Origin of the sequence: Mesorhizobium sp. M1227 (genome assembly GCF_040318315.1) — a bacterium.
Classification (GTDB): domain Bacteria; phylum Pseudomonadota; class Alphaproteobacteria; order Rhizobiales; family Rhizobiaceae; genus Mesorhizobium.
On sequence record NZ_JAMYLZ010000016.1, the window covers coordinates 98,612 to 118,605 of the forward strand.

Sequence of the window (19,994 nt, forward strand, 5' to 3'; positions counted from 1 at the left end):
ACATAGGAGCGCGCCTTGCCGAGTCAATCGCGAGAGCGGGTTAAAACGGCGGCAAACCGACTGGATCGCGAGACTGTGATCGGGCTACGTGGCAGGCTGGCTGGATGCCGGCAGTGGTGCCGCGGCTATCTCTGCTTCAGCCGGCGGGGAAAGCGCAGCCACTTGTCCTCGGCCGGCCGCGTCGGCTGCGTGAGGATGGTGGTGAGCTCGACCGGCAGACTCGGAACCAGCGGCTTCTTGGTAGCGACGCCGTCGGCGATCGCAACCACGCTGTGGTAGAATTCGGTGCCCGCGAGCGATCTCGGCGGCGTCGCCTCATGCATGATCGAGATCACGGTTGCATCAGGGCAATTGTCCTTGATCGCCTGGTGGAAGGCGATCCGTCCATCGGGGTCGAGCGCGCCGGTGGCTTCATCGAGGAACAGCAATCCCGGCTGCTGCAGCACGATGCGGGCGACAACCAGCTTCTGTTTCTGCCCACCCGAGAGAACCTGATCCCAGATCTTTCCTTCACGGCTCTCATCGGCCAAATGCTCGATGAAATCGCCGAGGCCGGCCTTGTGCAGGGCGGATGCGACCTGCATGTCGGCGTAATCATGCTCGGAACCAGGCAGGCAGACCAGTTGCTTCAACGAAACCTGCTGCAGCTTCACCTCCTGGGCGGCGTAGAAACTCCTGACCCCTTCCGGGAAGACGATGGTGCCGCGGCCATAAGGCCACAGGCCGTTGATCGCCTTGACGAGCGAGGTCTTGCCGCAACCGGATTCGCCCTTGAGGAAAGTCCACTCGCCACGCCGGAAGCGCAAGTTCGCGGCACTCAGGAAGGGCGTTGCGTCCTCGCCCTGATGCGCCAGTTCGAGCTTCTGGATGGTCAGTCCGAAAACCGGGTTCTGGTGGTCGTAGCGGAAGTCGGACCGGCCGGTCTGCTGATAGAATTCCTGTGGCTGCTGCACGTTCTCGATTGCCTGCGCCAATTCGATGACGCGCTGGCTGTTGGCGCGCAAGGTGGCGATGTCCGGCATAACATGGATGAACCACGAACAGTTGCTGATCAGCTTATCGACCTGGCCGGAAGCTGTCAGATAACCCTTGAGGTCGAGGCCGTTGTGGATGAAGGGCACGAGCCCTGGCCCGAAAGCGACAATCTTGGCACCGATGAAATTATAGATCAGCTCGAACGAGGCGTAGCCAGTATTGACGATGTTCAGTCTGGCCCAGGTACGGTCAATGTCGGCATAACGCTGGCTGTTTACAGTCTTCTGCACATTCTCGCCCTGCGATGCGGCGACATGAAAACTGCGGCGCAGGAATGTGATCAACTCGCTGCGGTAACTGCCTTCGGCCTGCTGCATTCTGACGTTTAGCCACTCCAGCATTCGGCCGAGTTTCAATGCGATCCAGGTGTTGAACGGCACATACACAGCGATTGCCAGGAGAGCAAGGACGGCGCTGCCGTAGCTGCCGAGAAACTCCAGGCCCTTCACCTCGACAGAGTTTTTCAGCAATTCGCCACCGAGAAAGTAGAACGAAGCGAAGACGCTTAGCACACCCGAAGCAAGCCCGATGGCTCCGCCAGTCATGGCCTTGATGGATTCCTGCACGCGCTGGTCGATATTGTCGGGAGCTGCATTCCCGGAAGAGCCATGCTGGGCATGGAAATGCGTATGGTTAGAGTCGAGCAGGGCCTCGTTGAATCGGCTGTCCAGCCAGCCACGCCATTTGCGATGCAATGTCTTGGAAACCAGGTTGTGAATGCCGGCAATAACCAAGTCCTTGAGCAGGACCAGCAGCACCAGCCAACCGGCGTTGGTCAGTATTGTCTTGAGTGGCGTCGTGTTCGCGGCATCGTGGAAAAAAGCGATCGAAGTCGCCAGCTCAGCCCCAGCTACCGTAAACCAGACGTCGGCTTTGCTGGACAGCGCGATGATCAGCGCGATCACCAGCGTCAGCGTCCAGGCTTCCCTCCAGCGGTCCGAGAACCAGTAGACCCGCATCAGCCCCCAGAAGCTGCGCATCGACGATACGGGCGTCAGGGGCGACTGCCTTGCGGCACCGCGGAGCCATTTTTCCGATATTGAATGTCGCGTTGGTCTATCGACCCGAATCACTATCCCGCCCAAACGATTTTTCTTTTGTTACGGACAGTAACACCAATTGATCATTTTCCATTAGCTTTTCACCAGTCGCAGGTGGCTTAGCTCGCCGGCCGTTGCAGTGGAGCAACAGAATGAATGATCATGGCGCTATGCCGTCATGCTTCGAGGGGCGGAATACCAACGTAATTTCAAATAGTTACTTGCCTGAGCCGGAGCAAGCAGTGACCTTCCCCAAGGGAAGGTCTTCACACAGCTTTGTGAACATAGAAGCGCCGTCCAGCGGTCGATCTTCACAGCCTGACCCGCCTTCACGGTCAGCTCCGACCTCGTCGGCGACCAGAAAGTGACCGTATGATTCGTGGTTGAAGCCGCCTTGTCAGGACCCCGTAGTCGGCCAAGCAATGACTTTGCCGACACAGTCCAGGATGAAGATCAATATCAATTGGCCCGTGCCTTTTTAAGAGCGCGCACAAACCGCGTTTGACAAACACGCGCTTCGGATCGAACCTGCCGGACGCATCCAGGTTTGAACCGGGGGGAAGTTCGCCATGCTTGCACGGACATTGTTTGTGGCGATGCTCGCGATGTTTGCCTGGCTGCCGCAAACATATGCCGGCAGCCAGACCGTTCCCGCAAACGCCGAGGGACAGATCGAGTTCAACACGCCGTCCGGCAATATTGGCTGCATCTACACGCCGAAGGGCGGCACCAGCACCTACGAGCCGCAGGATGGCGGACCGGAGTTGAGCTGTTCGCGCGTCGAGCCCAGCTACGTCACCGTCATCCTCGGCCCGAAAGGTCCGGCGACGCTGATCAAGAATCCGGGCGAGCAAGGCTGCTGCGGCGACGTCGCCAGGCTGGCGTACGGCAACAGCTGGAGCAAGGGGCCGTTTTCCTGCCAGTCATCCACCAAGGGATTGACCTGCACCGGCAAGCATGGCCATGGCTTTTTCGTCAGCAAGGCCAAGGTGGCGGTGAAATAGTCCGACTCAGTTCGCTGTTTCCAGTTCGCCGCGTGCCTTGGCCGCGGCGACCTGGCGGAGTGCATCGGCGAGCGTATCGGCGTCCTGGGCGCCCATCACCGCATATTTGCCTTCAAGCAGAAAGCACGGCACACCCGATATGCCCATGCGCGAAGCGGTGGCGATTTCGGTGCGCACCGCCTCGACGTCGGCGTCGGTCGGCAGAAGCGTTTCGACCACGGATGCATCCATCCCGGCCTCGCGGGCGGCTTCGATCAGCACGGCATGATCGCCGAGATTGGCGCCTTCCTCGAAATTCAGCTGGAACAGCCGGCGCACCAGCCGGTTCTGAATGGCCTCGCCGGCCGTGCCGGCCCAGCGAATGAGACGGTGCGCATCCAGCGTATTGGGCGCGACCTTGATGGCGTCGAAGGCGAAGGAGATGCCTTCGGCCTCGCCCAGCGGCTCGATCCGGGCATGGATTTCGCGGATGCGTTGCTCGCTGCCGAATTTCGCCACCATATAGTCGCGGCGGTTCTTGCCTTCGGGCGGGATTGCTGGGTCGAGTTGGAAGGGACGCCAGCGTATGTGAACGTCGATATCGACGGCGGCAATCGCCTTGTCGAGGCGTTTCTGGCCGATAAAGCACCAGGGACACACGACGTCGGAGACCACATCGACGGTAATCGAGTTCTCGTCGTTCATCTTGATCTCCTGTTGTGAAGAGGTCACTTCGGTTTGCGCCACCAGGTCGGCAGCTGATAACCGTATATGGGCGTCTTTTGCGGATGTTCCAGATAGTTCCAATAAGCGAGCCATTGCTGGTTGTTGTGCTGCGTCGGCACCATGTAATTGCCGGAGATCAGCAGCCGGTCGAGAACGCGGACGGCCGCTACATAGTCCTCCTTCGAACGAGCTCTCAGCATCGCCTCGATCGCCGCATCCACTGCGGGGTCGGCGACACCCGCTAGGTTGAACGAGCCTTCGGCCTTGGCGGCAGCGGATCCCCAGCGCCCGGTTTGCTCGATACCGGGCGACAGCGAGTTGTTGAAACCGGTCGAGCCGACCAGCACCTCGAAATCGAAACGCTGCTTGCGCGACTGGATCTGATCACCGTCGAGGCTGCGGATGCCGACATCGATGCCGAGCTTCTCAAGGGTGCGCTGATAGATAGCGGCAAGTCGCTCTTCGTCCTGCGAGGCGGTCAGGATCTCGAAACCGAACGGCTTTCCCTCGGGATCGAGCATCGCGCCGTCCTGCACCGTATAGCCCGCGCTCTTCAGCAGCTCGAATGCCGCCTTCAGCACCTTGCGGTCCTGGCCGGAGCCGTCGGTAGCGGGCGGCCTGTAGGTGCCGTCCATGACATCTGCGGGCACTCGGCCGGGGTAGGGGGCCAGCAGGGCCTTTTCCTTTTCGCTGGCGGGGTGGCCGAGCGCGGACAGCTCGGAATTCTGCCAAAAGCTCATCGTGCGCGTGTATTTGCCGCCGAACAGGTTCTTGTTGGCCCATTCGAAATCGTAGAGCATGCCGAGCGCGCGCCGCACGACCGGATTGGAAAATTTCGGCAGCCGCGTGTTGAACAGGAAACCGTTGACCACCGGCGGAATGCCGGTATCGAAAGTTTCGGCGATGACCTCGCCCCTGTGGAAGGCCGGAAAATCGAGATCGCGCTCGCGTTTGACCGGGTCGCTGTCGTCGTCAATGGCGCAGATGCCTTTCTTGAACGCTTCCTGCTTGGCGTTGGCGTTGAGGAAATATTCGATGGTGATCTGGTCGTAATTGTCGAAGCCGCGCTTGGACGGCACGTCCTTGCCCCAATAGTCCGGATTGCGCTTGAACACGATGCGCTGACCGGGCACGACTTGCGCCACCGTGTAAGGCCCGCTGCCGATCACCGGCTTTAGCGTCGTCCTGTCGAAGGTGTCCTTGTTGAAGGCGTGTTTCGGGATGATCGGCGTCAGCGCAATGATCAGCGGAAATTCGCGGTCGGCCTTGTCGTTGAAGGTGAAACGCACACCGCGGTCGCCGGTCTTTTCGAGCTTGGCAATCGCTTTCATTCGTAGGCTGTAAGGTGGGCGGCCCTTCTCGGTGAAGACGTCATAGGTAAACAACACGTCTTCCGGCGTCACCGGCTCGCCGTCCGACCATTTGGCCCTGGGATCGAGGTGGAATTCGATGCTCTTGCGCTCGGGGTCCATGTCGGCGGTATCGGCGAGCAGGCCGTAGAGACTGAAGGCCTCGTCGTAGTTGCGCTGCATCAGGGGCTCAAAGACGAGATTGCCATAGGCTTGATCCATCATGCCACGCGCGGTGGTGCGCAGACTTCTCAGGATGAACGGATTGAGAGTGTCGAAGCTGCCGCCGACGCCATAGGTAATGCTGCCGCCTTAAGGCGCTGCGCGATTGACGTAGTGGCAATGATCATAGTCGGCCGGCAGCGCCGGCTCGCCCTGCATGGCAAGCGCGTGGACCGGTTCCGACACGGCCGGCTGCAGGGAAAGGCCGACAAACAAGATTGCGGCGATCAGCCAAACGACAACGCGGCCCATGACCGTCTCCTTCCCGATTCGATGCGCAGCATACATGAGCCGGTCGTGCACCGGCCAACCCCTTGAGCCTATCCCTTGGCCAAGATTCGCGAGACCCGGGCTGGATTCGGCACCGCTTGCAGTGTAACACGCCGTCCGAAGTCATTCTGTTGCCTCATTTCGGCAACAGGTAGCTGGACCACACGGCATGAAAAAAGCCGGTTCCGGGATCATTTGAGAGGAATGCACGACATGACGAGCCTGAACAGCAACGCGTACCGCCTGTCGGTCATGGCCGCTGGCGTGGTCGGCATTCTGGGCGCCGGGATTCCCGCTGCTTCCGCGCAGCAGCAACAGCAGATTCCGCAAGGCTGGTTCAAGGCCTGCACCAAGCAGGAAGACGTCGACATCTGCAATGTCCAGAACATCACCACCGCCGGCAACGGCCAGCTCATCACCGGCGTCAGCCTGATCGAATTGAAGGGCAAGGTGAACCGCAAGGTGTTCCAGGTGACGGTTCCGACCGGCCGTCTCGTTCCTCCCGGCATCGGCCTCCAGATCGACGGCGGCAAGGCGCAGAAGCTCGACTATGTGATCTGTTTTCCGGATCGCTGCGTGGCGGAAGTGCCGCTGAGCGATCAGCTTGTCGCATCCTTCAAGAAGGGATCGGCGCTGACGCTCACCTCGGTCAATTTCCAGAACCAGCCGAACCCGATCAAGATTGCGCTGACCGGCTTCAGCGGCGCCTTCGACGGCCCGCCGCTGCAGCAGTCCGACATCGAGGACCGGCAGAAGAAGCTCCAGGAGTTCGTCGCCAAGAACAATCAGGACTTTGCCAAGAAGCTCAAGGAAGAGCAGGAAAAGGCGAAGGCCGCCAACTGATCGACGGGTTTCGGACGAATAAAAAAGCGGGTTCATGCCCCGCTTTTTTCGTTTGGACCGGCTGTTTGTCGGGTCCAGCCATGTCTCAGGCCAGCCAGATTCCGACTAAGTCAATGTCTCAATTGGTGCTTCGGCTCGTAGCGCCCGTCCGGCTTCTTGTCGAACATTTCACCAATCTGCGGATGCCGGACCGGTTCGCCCGACCGGTCCTCGAGTAAATTCTGCTCGGACACATAGGCGATGTATTCCGTTTCGGAATTCTCGGCGAGCAGATGATAGAAAGGCTGGTCCTTGCGCGGCCGCACGTCAGCGGGGATCGCCTCGTACCATTCGTCAGTATTGGCGAATTGCGGATCGACGTCGAAAATGACGCCGCGGAACGGAAACAGCCGGTGCCGAACCACCTGTCCGATCGAGAATTTGGCTGTCTTCATCGCACTCACCACTTGAACTTCTTGAACGCCACGCATCCTGGAACACGCAAGGAACGCTCCAGGACTTTAGATTCTTACGCACCGGTCCGGCAAAGATTGGCCCAGACCTTAAGGTCGACATCGTCATTATTTGGCGCAGACGCCGCGTCAATTCAATCCCGATCCCCTTGATGCCGGGTTGAGCATCGCGAGATGCGGATCAAGGGCGGTGGCCAAGATCGCTATCGCTCAGCCGGTTTTCGCAATCCGCCAAAAAACGCCGCAAAACCGCTGCCGGGTCGAAGACCCTCGCGCATGAAAAACGCCCGTAACGGCGCAAACCGCTCAAGCGCGCCAAGGCCAGCGCTGCGCACCATCTGAGCCGGCAGCATGTCGGAAAGCAACGACATGTTGAGCAGGTTGACCGCGCTGCTGCGCGCCAGAATGTCCGGCCGCCGCTTGAAATCATAGGCTGCAAGCGCCTTGGGGGCGCCCGGGTCCGAGCGGTTTCTGCTTGCGGCACCAATCAGGTCGTCGATGTCCCGGATGCCGAGATTGAGGCCTTGCGCGCCAATTGGGGGAAACACGTGGGCGGCTTCACCGACAAGTGCCACGCGGCGATGCGCAAACCGCCACGGGCTCACCGCTGAAAGTGGGTAGACCTGCCGGCCGGGCTCAACCGACACGCGGCCCAACATCGATTGCATTCGCTGTTCGACCCGCGTCGAAAGCTCGGCGTCGTCGAGTGCTGCAAGGTCCTTGGCGATATCGGGTTCGAGCACCCAGACAAGGCTGGACCGGTTGCCGGGCAGGGGAACCTGTGTGAACGGACCGGTCTCGGTGTGGAATTCGGTCGAGGTGAAGGCATGGTCGCTGCGGTGACCGAAATTGAGCACCAACGCCGCCTGCGGATAGGATCGGATCGAGGTGCGGATGCCGGCTGCCTCGCGGGCCGGCGACTGACGGCCATCGGCGGCAACTGCCAACGATGCCTCAACCTCGCTGCCGTCGGCGAGAACGGCATGGGCATGGTCGGCATCGAGGCGCCATGCCTCCACCATCGACTTTCGCCATTCGATGCCCGAATGCGCGACAGCCTCGGCTAGCGTGCGGTTGAGAACGCTGTTGGGCAAGTTCAGCCCGAATTGCTCTTCGTTGATCTCGCTGGCGCGAAAGGTCACTGTCGGGCTGCGGATCAGCCGGTTGGTTGCGTCAACGATACGCATCACCTTGAGCGGCGCTGCGTGCGGCCTGATTCCGTCGAAGATCCCTAGCCGTTCGAACATCTTCAGGGCAGGGTTCATCAAGGCTGTCGTCCGGCCGTCGGGGACGGCTGCATCGGGTCCGACGAGCGTCACGGGAAAGCCCGCCTCGGCAAAGCCAAGCGCCGCGATCAGCCCCGCAGGGCCGCTGCCGGCGACCAGTATCCGTGCTGTTTCCCGATGGTTCAAATTCGGCTTCCGGATTGCGAAGTGAGGCCCGTCCGACCTGCTGGTCCATATAGGTCAGGTGATGCGGCTTGATCAACGCGGCGATTCGGCCCATTCGGTTGCCATGACCGGCCAACAAGACGATTTCAGCCACCTCGACGGCACCGGCCGCGCGATGGCGAGCGTTGCGCGCAGCCCTCGACTGACGGTGGGCGTCGTTGCCGGCATGGGCATCGCCCTTGCCTGGCTCCTTCTCGGCGCAATGGCAGTTCGGGGGGCGGTGAGCCGGCTCCCGGGCGCCGATGTACCCGGCGACGCCGTGCTGGAATACCTGCCGCAACTGCCGCTGCCGGATTTCCTTGCGCGTTTCTTCGCCCTTTGCCTTGCGCCGGCGCCGCTTCGCGCAAGCGTAGGCGCGCAAGGCGGGGCACTCACCGCGATGTGGCTGTTGATGGCCATCGCGACCATGCTGCCCTCCGCGGCGCCGATGATCCGCACCTATTGCGAGATCGCAGATACCGCCCGGATCAAGGGGGAACCCGTTGCCCATCCGCTGATCCTGGTCGCTGGATATTTGAGCGTCTGGCTTGCCGCCTCGGCAATATTCGCTGCCCTGACGCTCGCAGTCCATGCATTCGTGTCATCCGGGCAGATGCTCGATCCGCTGCTTGGAATTGCCGGAGCAGCCGCACTGTCGATCGCTGGTCTCTATCAGTTCAGCTGGCTGAAGGAAGCCTGTCTGGTGAAGTGCAGAAATCCGTTCTCGGTCCTGTTCGCCAACTGGAGCGCCAGGCCCATTCGCATTTTCCGGCTCGGTATGGAGCAGGGCCTGTGGTGCCTTGGATGCTGCTGGGCGCTGATGCTGGTAATGTTTGCCGTCGGTGTGATGAACGTGTTCTGGATGGCGCTGATCGGCTTGTTCAGCCTGGTCGAAAAACAGACGGCAGGCAATCTGCCGACGCGGTTGGGCGGTGCGATACTGCTTGTCTGGGCAGCCGCGCTACTAGTAGTCTCGGCATGAGGGGGGAGAATTCGATGACAGATCAAAACTGGGCAATGAAGGGAGAGCTCATCCTTTCCTGCAATTGCACGGTTTTTTGCCCTTGCGTTCTTTCGCTCGGCAATCATCCGCCTACGGAAGGCTATTGCCAAACCTGGGCGGGGTTCCGGATCGATGCCGGCCATTTCGGCGAGGTCGACCTGTCCGGCCTCAATCTTGGGCTGGTCATGGAAATCCCCGGTTATATGAGCCGCGGCAACTGGACGGCGGGCCTGTTCATCGACAAGCGCGCCTCGGTTTACGCTGTGAAGGGACTGACGAAGATATTCACCGGCAAGGCCGGTGGAACCACATCGCTGCTCTCCATCCTGGTCGGACAGTTCCTCGGTGCCGAGCAGGTGCCGATCACCTACGAGACGCGTGAGAAAACACGCATCTTTCAGATACCGAAGATCATCGATGGTGCGGTGACGCCAATTACCGGCAAGGATCGCGACAAGGATACGGTCATCAGCAATTCGGAATACTGGATTGCGCCGGAAATCATCGTCGCCAAATCCGACAAGAGCAAAATGCGGGCCTTTGGCCGCAACTGGAACTTTGCTGGCCGTTCGGCCGAAATCTGCAAGCTGGACTGGCGGGGCCCGTGAGCAAGAAGACGACGGCCAGGAAAATCGCCGACCGGATTCCGCGGCCGAAGAAGAAAGTCACGTGGCCTCAGGCGCGGGCGTTCTCGGTCCATCTCTTGACCGCGTCGGGCTCATTCCTGGCGTTTCTGTCGCTGGTGGCAGCAAGCGAGCAGCGCTGGACGGCGATGTTCTGGTGGCTGGGGCTGGCGCTTTTCGTCGACGGCATCGACGGGCCGATCGCCAGGAAGCTCGATGTCAAGGAAATCCTGCCGACTTGGTCGGGCGAACTGCTCGACAACATCATCGATTACGTGACCTACGTGTTGATTCCGGCCTTCGCGCTCTATCAGCGCGGTTTCATGGGCGAGCGCCTGTCGTTCCTGTCGGCGGCGATCATCGTGGTGTCGAGCGCAATCTACTATGCCGATACCGGCATGAAGACGAAGGAGAATTTCTTCAAGGGCTTTCCGGTCGTCTGGAACATGGTGGTGTTCACGCTGTTCGTCATCGAGCCCGGACAATGGGTTTCTTTCGCCGTGGTCGTGGTGGCCGGCATTCTCACCTTCGTGCCGATCAATTTCATCCATCCGGTGCGGGTGAAGCGGCTGCGGCCAATCAATCTCGGCATGACGCTGCTTTGGTGCGCTTTCGGCGCGCTGGCGCTGGCGCAGGCCGCACTTGCCTCCTTCTACGACCAGATCGGCGTGCTGGGCGAGCAGGTCAGCGATTTCATCAAGTTCGGGATTACGTTCACCGGGCTTTACCTCGCCTGCATCGGCGCTATCATGCAGTTCTTCCCAAATCTCGGCGCCAAGCCGGATAAGAAAGCCTGATCCCAAGAGAGCCAGAAGATGTCCAAAGCGATCCGCATCCATGCCCATGGCGGCCCGGAGGTCCTGACCTATGAGGATGCCGATCCCGGGCAGCCGGGCTCGGGACAGATCCTGGTCAAGCATACCGCGATCGGTCTCAATTTCATCGACGTCTATTATCGCTCTGGCCTTTATCCGCCGCAGGGCGGATTTCCGCTGATCCCTGGCGGCGAGGCGGCCGGCGTGGTCTTGGATGTCGGCTCGGATGTCGACTGGCTCAAACCCGGCGATCGCATCGCCTACGCCGTGACGACCGGCGCCTATGCCGGGCAGCGCGTGATCGCCGCCGACCGCGTGGTGAAGGTGCCGGACGGCATCAGCGACGAACAGGCCGCAGCCATGATGCTAAAGGGCATGACCGCCGAATATCTGTTGCGCCGTACATTCAAGGTGAAAGCCGGCGACACGATCCTGTTTCATGCGGCGGCCGGCGGTGTCGGGCTGATCCTCGGCCAATGGGCCAAGCATCTCGGCGCGACAGTGATCGGCACGGCGAGTTCCACCGACAAGATCGAGCTCGCCAAGGCGCATGGCTTCGACCACGTGATCAGCTATCGCGAACAGGATTTCGTGGCCGGCGTTGCCGCTATCACCGGTGGCAAGAAATGCGACGTTGTCTACGATTCAGTCGGCAACGACACATTTCCAGCCTCGCTCGATTGCCTGCGGCCGCTCGGCACTTTCGTCAGCTTCGGTCAATCGTCTGGGCCGATCCCGCCCTTCAGCATCTCGTTGCTGGCGCAGAAGGGCTCGCTGTTCGCAACGCGGCCGACACTGTTCGTCTATAATGCCAAGCGCGAAGACCTCGAAGCTTCCGCCGCCGCCTTGTTCGGTGTGGTGCTCAGCGGCGCCGTCAAGATCAAGATCAACCAGCGTTACGCGCTCAGCGAGGCCGGCAAAGCGCATTCCGATCTCGAAGGGCGCCGGACCACCGGGACAACAATACTTATCCCTTAGGTGCCCGCCGTTTCGGGCCGCCGACGCCGGCGTTCTTGCGAACTGCTCTTTACCGCTTGAGTTTCCGCTGAAATTCTTGAAGCTCTTTCAAGTCGTGAGGCGCTTACCGTAGAGAGCAGCCCGCGCATACGATGCTTGCGGGAACACAGAACATGTCTGGCAAACCAGATGGAGGCACCGTGAGTGCAGATCAGGACGGCGCAAACCTGCTTGAGGTTCGCGGCCTCACAAAGATATTCGGCACGTTGACGGCGTGCGACCATGTCGATCTCAACATCGCCAAGGGCGAGATCCATGCGTTGCTTGGCGAGAACGGCGCTGGCAAGTCGACCCTGGTGAAAATGCTGTTTGGATCGCTGGAACCGAATTCCGGCGAGATTTTCTGGAACGGCCAGGCGGTCAGGATCACCAGCCCCGGCACCGCAAAAAAGCTCGGCATCGGCATGGTTTTCCAGCATTTTTCCCTGTTCGAAGCGCTGACGGCGGCGGAGAACATCGCGCTGTCGCTGGATGACGGCTCGCCGATCAGTACGATCGCGGCCAAGGCGAGGGCGCTCTCCTACAGTTACGGCCTGCCTCTCGATCCGCTATCGCTGGTCGGTGATCTGTCGGTCGGCGAGCGTCAGCGCATCGAAATCATCCGCTGCCTGCTGCAGACGCCGCAACTTATCATCCTCGACGAACCAACTTCGGTGCTGACGCCGCAGGAGGCCGATAAGTTGTTCGAGACGCTCGAACGGCTGCGTTCGGAAGGAAAGTCCATCCTCTACATTTCGCACCGGCTGGAAGAGGTCAAACGGATCTGCGACCGCGCCACCGTGCTGCGTCATGGCAAGGTGGTCGGCCATTGCAATCCGCGCCAGGAAACCGCGTCTTCGTTGGCGCGGATGATGGTCGGCAACGAGGTGCTGGCCGTGGTGCGGGCGCCGGCCGAGGGTATCGAGACCGCGCCGGTGCTGCTTCAAATCCGCGAACTCACCCGCAAGCCGGCGACCCCGTTCTCGATCCCGCTCAGGAACATCAATCTTGAAGTCCGCGCCGGCGAGGTGATCGGCATTGCCGGTGTGGCCGGCAACGGCCAGGGCGAATTCTTCGAATCCGTTTCCGGCGAGGTGCTGCAGCAGGATGCCGGCTCGGTCCGCATCCGCGGCAAGGATGCCGGTGGCCTCACCATCACCGGCAGGCGTCTGATGGGCGCTGCCTTCGTCCCGGAAGAGCGGCTCGGCCATGGCGCAGCACCGCGCATGAAGCTTTCGGAGAACCTGCTTCTGTCGCGCCACGCCACCGATGGCAAGATGTTTGTCGGCACCGGTGGAATGGTCAAAGGCGATGCGATCCATACCGCTGCCCAGCGCATCATAAAGGCAATGGACGTGCGCAAGAGCGCGCCGGATCCGGAGGCAGCGGCTCTTTCGGGCGGCAATCTGCAGAAATTCATCGTTGGCCGCGAACTCGACCGCCGGCCAAGCGTCTTGGTGGTCAATCAGCCGACCTGGGGGGTCGACGCGGGTGCGGCGGCCCACATCCGCCAGGCGCTGATCGAACTGGCGCGCAGCGGCTCGGCGGTGCTGGTGATCAGCCAGGACCTCGACGAGCTGTTCGAGATTTCCGATGCGATCACGGTAATGCACAATGGCGAATTGTCGAAGCCGCTGCCGATAGCTGAAGCGACATTCGAGAAAATCGGGCTGCTGATGGGCGGCGCCGAACCCGGTCATGCCGAACATACGCTGGAGACGGCCTGATGCGCCTCGAACTTGTAAAACGCCCGCAGCGCTCGATGCTGTTTTCGGCACTCTCGCCTTTCATCGCTTTCGTTTTGACGATCATTGCCGGTGCCATCATGTTCGCGCTGCTCGGCGTCAACCCGTTGACCGCGTTCCGCATCTACTTCATCGAACCGATCAGCCAGGTCTGGCAGTTGCATGAGCTGGCGATCAAGGCCGCCCCCCTGATCCTGATCGCCGTCGGACTGTCGGTCTGCTACAAGGCCAACATCTGGAACATCGGCGCCGAAGGCCAGTTCATCCTGGGCGGCATTGTCGGCTCGATCATCCCCGTGCTGTTTCCGCAGTTCGAAGGCCCATTGGTGCTGCCGCTGATGCTTCTGCTCGGCATGGTCGGTGGGGCCGCCTATGCTGCAATCCCGGCACTGCTGAAGACGCGCTTCAACACCAACGAGATCCTGACCAGCCTGATGCTGGTCTATGTCGCCCAGCTCTTCCTCGATTGGCTCGTACGCGGGCCGTGGCGCGATCCGCAGGGCCATGGTTTCCCGCAGACCATCCAGTTCAACGACTCGGCGATACTGCCGGAACTCCTCCCGGAATCCGGCCGGGCAAACTGGGGATTTGTCTTCGCGCTGATCGCGGCGATACTGATCTGGATCCTGATGAGCCGTATGCTGAAAGGCTTCGAGGTCCGCGTGCTCGGCTCAAGCCCGAGGGCAGGGCGCTTCGCCGGGTTTGGCCTTAACCGCATGGTCTTCTTTGCCTTCCTGCTGTCGGGCGCACTGGCCGGACTTGCAGGGATTTCGGAGGTCTCGGGAGCCATCGGACAATTGCAGCCGGTGATCTCGCCCGGCTACGGATTTACCGCTATCATCGTGGCATTTCTCGGCCGGCTCAATCCGCTCGGCATCGTCGCCGCAGGCCTTGTGCTGGCGCTGACCTATCTGGGCGGCGAGGCAGTGCAAAGCGCGCTCGGCATCTCCGACAAGGTGGCGCGCGTGTTCCAGGGCATGCTTTTGTTCTTCGTGCTCGGCTGCGACACGCTCATCCATTACCGCATTCGCCTGACCGGCTTTTCCGCGCCGAAGCTCGAGGCAGGGCCGAAGCTGGAGGAAGCCCGCTGATGGACATCACCGTCAACATCCTCTTGACCATCGCGACGGCGGCGACGCCGCTGCTGATCGCGGCGATCGGCGAACTGGTGGTCGAACGTTCGGGTGTGCTCAATCTCGGCGTCGAAGGAATGATGATCATGGGTGCCGTCGGCGGTTTCGGCGCCGGCTATCTCACCGGCTCGCCTTGGATAGGGCTGTTGGCGGCAATCACCATGGGGGCAGTGTTCTCGCTGCTGTTCGCCGTCATGACGCTGTCGCTGGCCACCAATCAGGTGGCCACCGGCCTGTCGCTGACACTGCTCGGCCTCGGCCTTTCCGGCATGATGGGAACGAATTTTGTCGGCCAGCCCGGCGAAAGGCTGCCAAACCTCGATATTCCCGGCCTGACCGCAATCCCGGTCGTTGGCAGGCTGCTGTTCGGCCAGGATCCAATCTTCTACATCTCGATCGCGCTGACCGCCGCCGTCATGTGGTTCCTGTTCAAGACCCGCACCGGGCTCACGCTGCGCTCGATCGGCGACAGCCATGCATCCGCCCATGCGCTTGGCATCCAAGTCATCCGCTACCGCTATCTCTCAGTGATTTTCGGCGGCGCTTGTGCCGGCCTCGCCGGCGGTCACCTATCGCTGGTCTACACACCGCAATGGGTGGAGAACATGACCGCCGGCCGCGGCTGGATCGCGCTGGCTCTGGTCGTCTTCGCCTCCTGGCGGCCCTGGCGGGTGCTGGCCGGCGCCTATATTTTCGGCGCGATCTGGGTTGGCCAGCTTCACGTCCAAGCCATAAATCTGCAGGACTTCGTCGACGCGCCCTGGTTGCTCTACAAGTTAATTGCGTTCTTAAAATCGTTTCCCTCGCAACTGCTTTCTTCGCTGCCCTATCTGGCAACCGTCGTGGTTCTCGTTCTAATCTCGCGCAACAAGCGTTTGACGATGATGAACACGCCGGCCTCCTTGGGCCAGCCATTCGTTCCGGATCGTTGACAACAAAAAGACGGAAGCTCCAAGGCTTAACTCAGAGAGGTAACACAATGAAAAAACTGCTTATTGCCCTGATGGCGGCGACGGCCGCATTGTCGCTGGCGGCATCAGCCGAGGCGGCGGACAAGCTGAAGGCGTGCTGGGTCTACACCGGCCCGATCGGCGATTTCGGCTACTCCTACCAGCACGACCAAGGCCGCCTCGAGGTGGAAAAGGCACTCGGCGACAAGGTCGAGACCGCCTATCTCGAAAACGTCTCCGAAGGCCCCGATGCCGACCGCGCCTTCGAGCGCCTGGCGCGCGAGGGATGCAAGATCATTTTCGGCACGTCCTTCGGCTTCATGGACCCGGAAGTGAAGATCGCCAAGAAATTCCCCAAGGTGATGTTCGAGCACGCCACCGGCTACAAGACCGCCGAAAATCTCGGCATCTACAATGCGCGTTTCTACGAAGGCCGTTACGTGCTTGGCCAGATCGCCGCCAAGCAATCGAAGTCGGGCGTCGCCGGCTACATCGTTTCCTTCCCGATCCCGGAAGTGGTGATGGGCATAAATTCCTTTATGCTCGGCGCACAGTCGATCAATCCGAACTTCAAGGCGAAGATCGTGTGGGTGAACTCCTGGTTCGATCCGGGCAAGGAGGCCGATGCTGCCAAGGCATTGTTCGACCAGGGCGCCGATATCATCGTCCAGCACACCGACTCGACCGCTGCCTTGCAGGTGGCGGAAGAGCGCAAGCTGCACGGCTTCGGCCAGTCCTCCGACATGATCAAGTTCGCGCCGCACGCGCAGCTGACCGCGCTGACCGACGAGTGGGGTCCCTACTACATCAGCCGCGTCCAGGCGGCGCTCGACGGCACCTGGAAGCCCGATAATGTCTGGCTCGGCATTAAGGACGGCGCCGTCAAGCTGGCGCCGTTCACCAACATGCCCGACGACGTCAAGGCGATGGCCGAAGCCACCACCAAGAAGATCGCCGACGGCTGGAACCCCTTCACCGGGCCGGTCGCCAAGCAGGACGGCACACCTTGGCTGAAGGAGGGCGAGGTCGCCGACGACGCCACGTTGCTCGGCATGAATTTCTACGTGAAGGGCGTCGACGACAAGCTGCCGCAGTAGGCGGTGGAAACATATCGAACGAAAGGGCGCCACGCGGCGCCCTTTCCATTTTGGACGGAATATCAGACTGCTGAGCCGTAAAGGTCGTAAGCGTCGGCGCGCTCGACCTTGACCGTGACGATGTCGCCGGCGCGCAGTGGCCGCCGCGACTGGATATGGACCGAACCGTCGATTTCGGGCGCATCGTATTTGGTCCGGCCCTTGGCCGAATTGCCATGCGCCTCGTCGATCAGGACCGGCAGTCGCTTGCCAATTTTCTTGGTTAGCTGCGTTGCCGAAATCTTCTGCTGGCGCTGCATGAAGCGGTGCCAGCGGGCTTCCTTGATCTCCTGCGGCACTTGCTCGAGGCCGAGCTCGTTGGAGCGGGCGCCTCTAACCGGCTCGTATTTGAAACAGCCGGCGCGGTCGATCTTGGCCTCGTCCAGCCAGTCGAGCAGCATCTCGAAGTCGTCGTCCGTCTCGCCGGGGAAGCCGACGATGAAGGTGGAGCGGATGGCAAGGTCCGGGCAGACGTCGCGCCAGCCGCGAATGCGCTCGAGCGTCTTTTCGCCATGAGCGGGCCGGCGCATGTTCTTCAGCACCTGCGGCGAGGCGTGCTGGAATGGGATATCGAGATAGGGAAGAATCTTGCCTTCGGCCATCAGTGGGATGACGTCCGCGACATGCGGGTAGGGATAGACATAGTGCATGCGCACCCAGACACCGAGCTTGCCCAGTTCTTCCGATAGATCGAGGAATTTCGCCCGCACTTCGCGATCGCCGAACATGCTGGTCTGGTATTTGACATCGATGCCGTAGGCGCTGGTATCCTGCGAGATGACGAGGATCTCCTTGACCCCGGCCTTGGCCAGCTTCTCGGCTTCGCGCAACACGTCGGCCGCCGGCCGCGATACGAGGTCGCCACGCAGCGCCGGGATGATGCAGAAAGTGCAGCGGTTGTTGCAGCCTTCCGAGATCTTGAGATACGCATAGTGGCGCGGCGTGAGCTTGACCCCTTGCGGCGGCAAAAGGTCGATGTAGGGATCGTGGCTCGGGGGGGCGGCCTCATGCACCGCCCTCATCACGCTTTCATAAGCTTGTGGTCCGGTGATGGCGAGGACGTTGGGATGTCTTTCACGGATGATGTCCGGCTCGGCGCCGAGGCAGCCGGTGACAATAACTTTGCCATTCTCCGAAAGTGCCGAGCCGATGGCATTGAGCGATTCATCGCGAGCCGAATCGAGGAAGCCACAGGTGTTGACGACGACCAGGTCGGCGCCGTCGTGCTTGCGGGCGATCTCGTAGCCCTCGGCGCGCAGGCGCGTGATAATGCGCTCCGAATCCACAAGGGCTTTCGGGCATCCAAGGCTGACGAAACTGACGCGAGGGGCGGACATCAAAGCTTTCCGGATTTTCAGGATTGGCGGCGCAGTACCACACTTGTCGCGGCATTGGTATGGGCGGGGCTGCGGCGAAACGCAACCGCCAGCGTCGCCGAAGCTGAAAGGCCCGGCCGATGCGAGTTCGAGTCGATGCGTCAGCTCATCGCACTGCTGACATGCGGCAATACTTCCACAGCGCCTCGATAGATCATATCGAGTGCGACATAGAAGATGATCAAAAGGCCGATGTAGGCGATCCAGCGATGGCGGTGCAGCAGCTTGGCGATAAAGCTCGCGGCAAGGCCCATCAGCGCGATCGACAGGACGAGGCCGATCACCAGCACCTGGAAGTGATCGCGCGCCGCGCCGGCGACCGCCAGTACGTTGTCGAGCGACATCGACACGTCGGCGATGACGATCTGCAATGCCGCCTGACCCAAGGTCTTCTTGCGCGCCTTGCCGGCCACCATATCATCGCTGTTGATATCGGAATTGGACAGCGCTTCGGTCGCCTCCACCTCGTCGGCATACGACGTGCGCAGCTCGCGATACATTTTCCAGCACACCCACAGCAGCAAGATGCCGCCGGCCAGCAGCAGGCCGACAATCTGTAACAGGGTGACGGTGATCGCAGCAAAACCGATACGCAGCACCGTCGCCGCCACCACGCCGATGAGAATCGCTCTCTTGCGCTGCTCGACCGGCAAGCCCGCCGCGGCCAAGCCGATGACGATGGCGTTATCGCCTGCAAGCACGAGGTCGATGGCGATGACCTGGAGCAGGGCAGAGAAGCCCGCGGCAGTGAAAATTTCCATCGACTGGAAGTCCCTTGCTGGTTGGCCGACCGTTCGCGTCGAATGCCTGGAGGGCCTAACGTGTATGGTTCCTGCGCGTCAAGGGACTGGTTGGAACAAGGTCGGCAAACCGCCCGTTATTGCGGCAATATACAGAGTTTGCGACGATCGGCCCGAACACCGGCAAAATGCGGCCACAGGTCGCGAATGCCTAGTTATAGAGATTGTATTTGGGCCAGTCGCTTTCCGGAATTTCATCACCGATCCGATAGCGGAGCTGCAGGACTTCCATATGGTCCGGCGCTGTTTCGCATTTGAATTTCAGCCGGTACCACTGTCCCTTGCTGCGAAACGCAGCACCCGGGCTCTTGATCGCATCGGCGCCCATTTCGGGCGTCGCAAAAGCGTAGGCGACGACACGATCGGCTTTGTATTTGTGGTCGTCGCGGGTAATCCGGTCGAGAATTTCGGCGTCGCATCGCTGCTCCAGCCGGGTTTGCGGATCGAGTTTCAGCAGACCGGCGCGCAATGCGCTGTCCATTGCGCTGGCCGGCCAAGCCAGTATCATCCATGCGAGGACCGCAGAAAATAGTTTATTCATGGGCGGGAGAAGCATCATATTCGGGCGGAGAAATCAACCCGACGAAGCGCGGCTGCGCGGCGGGTGACAGTCTTCGCTTTGTGGCAGGTTGTTGATTACGCAATAGTGTCACCGGTACTTTGGTATCGTTGCCATGATCAGCACCTGTCGCATTTCAGCGACGCGAGAGGTGGCGCGCGGCATGGGGCAGAGCGGCGGTTCTCCCCTAACCGGACCGGCCTGTTAAACCCAGGCAGTCGAGAATCCGACGAGCGGAAAACTCGACGTCATGCCTGCAGAATTGAAGAAATTGGATGCGCGGCCTGAGACATAGGTGACGTTTTGTACCGGACACATGGGTAACACTTTTGGCTTTTGGCCGGAGGTGTTGATGCCGTGGAGAGAGTGTTCGGTGATGGAGGAACGTCTACGTTTCGTTGCCCACCTTCTCGCGGGAGAAGGCATGAGCGATGTGTGCCGGGATTTCGGGATTTCGCGCAAGACTGGCTACAAGATCTTCAACCGCTATAGGGAGGAAGGGCTGGAG

The 19,994-nt window shown here is 60.8% G+C and carries 18 protein-coding genes and 1 pseudogene; 11 read left to right on the forward strand and 8 right to left on the reverse strand.

Features of this window, described 5'->3' with window-relative positions; translation table 11 throughout:
- Positions 1 to 125 precede the first annotated feature (125 nt).
- Positions 126 to 2,015, reverse strand: coding sequence for an ABC transporter ATP-binding protein/permease (locus NKH28_RS19630; protein WP_352682747.1), 1,890 nt, complete (start codon positions 2,013 to 2,015; stop codon positions 126 to 128).
- A 629-nt stretch (positions 2,016 to 2,644) separates the two neighbouring features.
- Here NKH28_RS19630 and NKH28_RS19635 point away from each other — a divergent pair.
- On the forward strand, positions 2,645 to 3,079 hold the full coding sequence (locus NKH28_RS19635; RefSeq protein WP_352980107.1) for a hypothetical protein: 435 nt from the start codon (positions 2,645 to 2,647) through the stop codon (positions 3,077 to 3,079).
- Between the two features lie 6 nt (positions 3,080 to 3,085).
- Here the strand turns inward: NKH28_RS19635 and NKH28_RS19640 are convergent, their stop codons facing one another.
- On the reverse strand, positions 3,086 to 3,763 hold the full coding sequence (locus tag NKH28_RS19640) for a DsbA family oxidoreductase (RefSeq protein ID WP_352980109.1): 678 nt from the start codon (positions 3,761 to 3,763) through the stop codon (positions 3,086 to 3,088).
- Positions 3,764 to 3,786: 23 nt separating this feature from the next.
- A pseudogene (locus NKH28_RS19645) lies at positions 3,787 to 5,607 on the reverse strand (extracellular solute-binding protein).
- Positions 5,608 to 5,838: 231 nt separating this feature from the next.
- Between NKH28_RS19645 and NKH28_RS19650 the strand changes: the two are divergent.
- The gene (locus NKH28_RS19650) at positions 5,839 to 6,468 is read left to right on the forward strand and encodes an invasion associated locus B family protein (RefSeq protein ID WP_352448908.1); all 630 of its coding nucleotides are present in this window, start codon (positions 5,839 to 5,841) and stop codon (positions 6,466 to 6,468) included.
- Positions 6,469 to 6,578: 110 nt separating this feature from the next.
- Here NKH28_RS19650 and hspQ read toward each other — a convergent pair whose 3' ends face one another.
- Entirely contained in the window at positions 6,579 to 6,902 is a 324-nt protein-coding gene (hspQ, locus tag NKH28_RS19655) for a heat shock protein HspQ (protein ID WP_023675043.1), read from the reverse strand.
- Between the two features lie 221 nt (positions 6,903 to 7,123).
- Positions 7,124 to 8,332, reverse strand: a complete 1,209-nt coding sequence (locus NKH28_RS19660) for a UbiH/UbiF family hydroxylase (protein ID WP_352980111.1) — start codon at positions 8,330 to 8,332, stop codon at positions 7,124 to 7,126.
- 103 nt (positions 8,333 to 8,435) lie between these two features.
- On the opposite strand from NKH28_RS19660, the gene NKH28_RS19665 reads away from it, so the two are divergent.
- From NKH28_RS19665 to NKH28_RS19700, 8 genes are all read left to right on the forward strand, one after another.
- Entirely contained in the window at positions 8,436 to 9,332 is an 897-nt protein-coding gene (locus NKH28_RS19665) for a DUF2182 domain-containing protein (RefSeq protein ID WP_352980113.1), read from the forward strand.
- A 14-nt stretch (positions 9,333 to 9,346) separates the two neighbouring features.
- Positions 9,347 to 9,961 carry a DUF1326 domain-containing protein gene (locus NKH28_RS19670; protein ID WP_352471871.1) on the forward strand — a complete coding sequence of 205 codons (615 nt, stop codon included), beginning with the start codon at positions 9,347 to 9,349 and terminating at the stop codon, positions 9,959 to 9,961.
- A 35-nt stretch (positions 9,962 to 9,996) separates the two neighbouring features.
- Positions 9,997 to 10,773 (forward strand): phosphatidylcholine synthase, encoded by a 777-nt coding sequence (gene pcsA, locus NKH28_RS19675; RefSeq protein WP_502896505.1) that lies wholly within the window; start codon positions 9,997 to 9,999, stop codon positions 10,771 to 10,773.
- Between the two features lie 18 nt (positions 10,774 to 10,791).
- Positions 10,792 to 11,769 (forward strand): quinone oxidoreductase family protein, encoded by a 978-nt coding sequence (locus NKH28_RS19680; RefSeq protein ID WP_352980116.1) that lies wholly within the window; start codon positions 10,792 to 10,794, stop codon positions 11,767 to 11,769.
- Between the two features lie 152 nt (positions 11,770 to 11,921).
- Positions 11,922 to 13,514, forward strand: coding sequence for an ABC transporter ATP-binding protein (locus NKH28_RS19685; RefSeq protein WP_502906644.1), 1,593 nt, complete (start codon positions 11,922 to 11,924; stop codon positions 13,512 to 13,514).
- Positions 13,511 to 14,623, forward strand: coding sequence for an ABC transporter permease (locus NKH28_RS19690; RefSeq protein ID WP_352448966.1), 1,113 nt, complete (start codon positions 13,511 to 13,513; stop codon positions 14,621 to 14,623). Before NKH28_RS19685 ends, NKH28_RS19690 begins: the two co-directional genes overlap by 4 nt.
- Positions 14,623 to 15,597: an ABC transporter permease gene (locus NKH28_RS19695; RefSeq protein ID WP_352980118.1), complete on the forward strand. Its 975-nt coding sequence runs from the start codon at positions 14,623 to 14,625 to the stop codon at positions 15,595 to 15,597. The genes NKH28_RS19690 and NKH28_RS19695 overlap by 1 nt, the downstream gene beginning before the upstream one ends.
- Before the next feature lie 47 nt (positions 15,598 to 15,644).
- Positions 15,645 to 16,712: a BMP family ABC transporter substrate-binding protein gene (locus NKH28_RS19700; protein ID WP_352502446.1), complete on the forward strand. Its 1,068-nt coding sequence runs from the start codon at positions 15,645 to 15,647 to the stop codon at positions 16,710 to 16,712.
- A 62-nt stretch (positions 16,713 to 16,774) separates the two neighbouring features.
- Here the strand turns inward: NKH28_RS19700 and rimO are convergent, their stop codons facing one another.
- From rimO to NKH28_RS19715, 3 genes are all read right to left on the reverse strand, one after another.
- Positions 16,775 to 18,088, reverse strand: a complete 1,314-nt coding sequence (gene rimO / locus NKH28_RS19705) for a 30S ribosomal protein S12 methylthiotransferase RimO (RefSeq protein WP_352980119.1) — start codon at positions 18,086 to 18,088, stop codon at positions 16,775 to 16,777.
- A 140-nt stretch (positions 18,089 to 18,228) separates the two neighbouring features.
- Positions 18,229 to 18,888 carry a TerC family protein gene (locus tag NKH28_RS19710; RefSeq protein ID WP_352682728.1) on the reverse strand — a complete coding sequence of 220 codons (660 nt, stop codon included), beginning with the start codon at positions 18,886 to 18,888 and terminating at the stop codon, positions 18,229 to 18,231.
- Between the two features lie 190 nt (positions 18,889 to 19,078).
- A complete protein-coding gene (locus NKH28_RS19715) occupies positions 19,079 to 19,486 on the reverse strand; it encodes a DUF930 domain-containing protein (protein ID WP_352466186.1) in 408 nt (135 codons plus the stop codon).
- 352 nt (positions 19,487 to 19,838) lie between these two features.
- Between NKH28_RS19715 and NKH28_RS19720 the strand changes: the two genes are divergently transcribed.
- The coding region (locus NKH28_RS19720; RefSeq protein WP_352980127.1) for a helix-turn-helix domain-containing protein at positions 19,839 to 19,994 on the forward strand (156 nt) is incomplete at its 3' end.

Coding starts and splice junctions, on each gene's coding strand:
- NKH28_RS19630 (WP_352682747.1), bottom strand. CDS start 2,015: ATGCGCAGCTTCTGGGGGCTGATGCGGGTCTACTGGTTCTCGGACCGC.
- NKH28_RS19635 (WP_352980107.1), top strand. CDS start 2,645: ATGCTTGCACGGACATTGTTTGTGGCGATGCTCGCGATGTTTGCCTGG.
- NKH28_RS19640 (WP_352980109.1), bottom strand. CDS start 3,763: ATGAACGACGAGAACTCGATTACCGTCGATGTGGTCTCCGACGTCGTG.
- NKH28_RS19650 (WP_352448908.1), top strand. CDS start 5,839: ATGACGAGCCTGAACAGCAACGCGTACCGCCTGTCGGTCATGGCCGCT.
- hspQ (WP_023675043.1), bottom strand. CDS start 6,902: ATGAAGACAGCCAAATTCTCGATCGGACAGGTGGTTCGGCACCGGCTG.
- NKH28_RS19665 (WP_352980113.1), top strand. CDS start 8,436: ATGACCGGCCAACAAGACGATTTCAGCCACCTCGACGGCACCGGCCGC.
- NKH28_RS19670 (WP_352471871.1), top strand. CDS start 9,347: ATGACAGATCAAAACTGGGCAATGAAGGGAGAGCTCATCCTTTCCTGC.
- NKH28_RS19680 (WP_352980116.1), top strand. CDS start 10,792: ATGTCCAAAGCGATCCGCATCCATGCCCATGGCGGCCCGGAGGTCCTG.
- NKH28_RS19685 (WP_502906644.1), top strand. CDS start 11,922: ATGTCTGGCAAACCAGATGGAGGCACCGTGAGTGCAGATCAGGACGGC.
- NKH28_RS19695 (WP_352980118.1), top strand. CDS start 14,623: ATGGACATCACCGTCAACATCCTCTTGACCATCGCGACGGCGGCGACG.
- NKH28_RS19700 (WP_352502446.1), top strand. CDS start 15,645: ATGAAAAAACTGCTTATTGCCCTGATGGCGGCGACGGCCGCATTGTCG.
- rimO (WP_352980119.1), bottom strand. CDS start 18,088: ATGTCCGCCCCTCGCGTCAGTTTCGTCAGCCTTGGATGCCCGAAAGCC.
- NKH28_RS19710 (WP_352682728.1), bottom strand. CDS start 18,888: ATGGAAATTTTCACTGCCGCGGGCTTCTCTGCCCTGCTCCAGGTCATC.
- NKH28_RS19715 (WP_352466186.1), bottom strand. CDS start 19,486: ATGATGCTTCTCCCGCCCATGAATAAACTATTTTCTGCGGTCCTCGCA.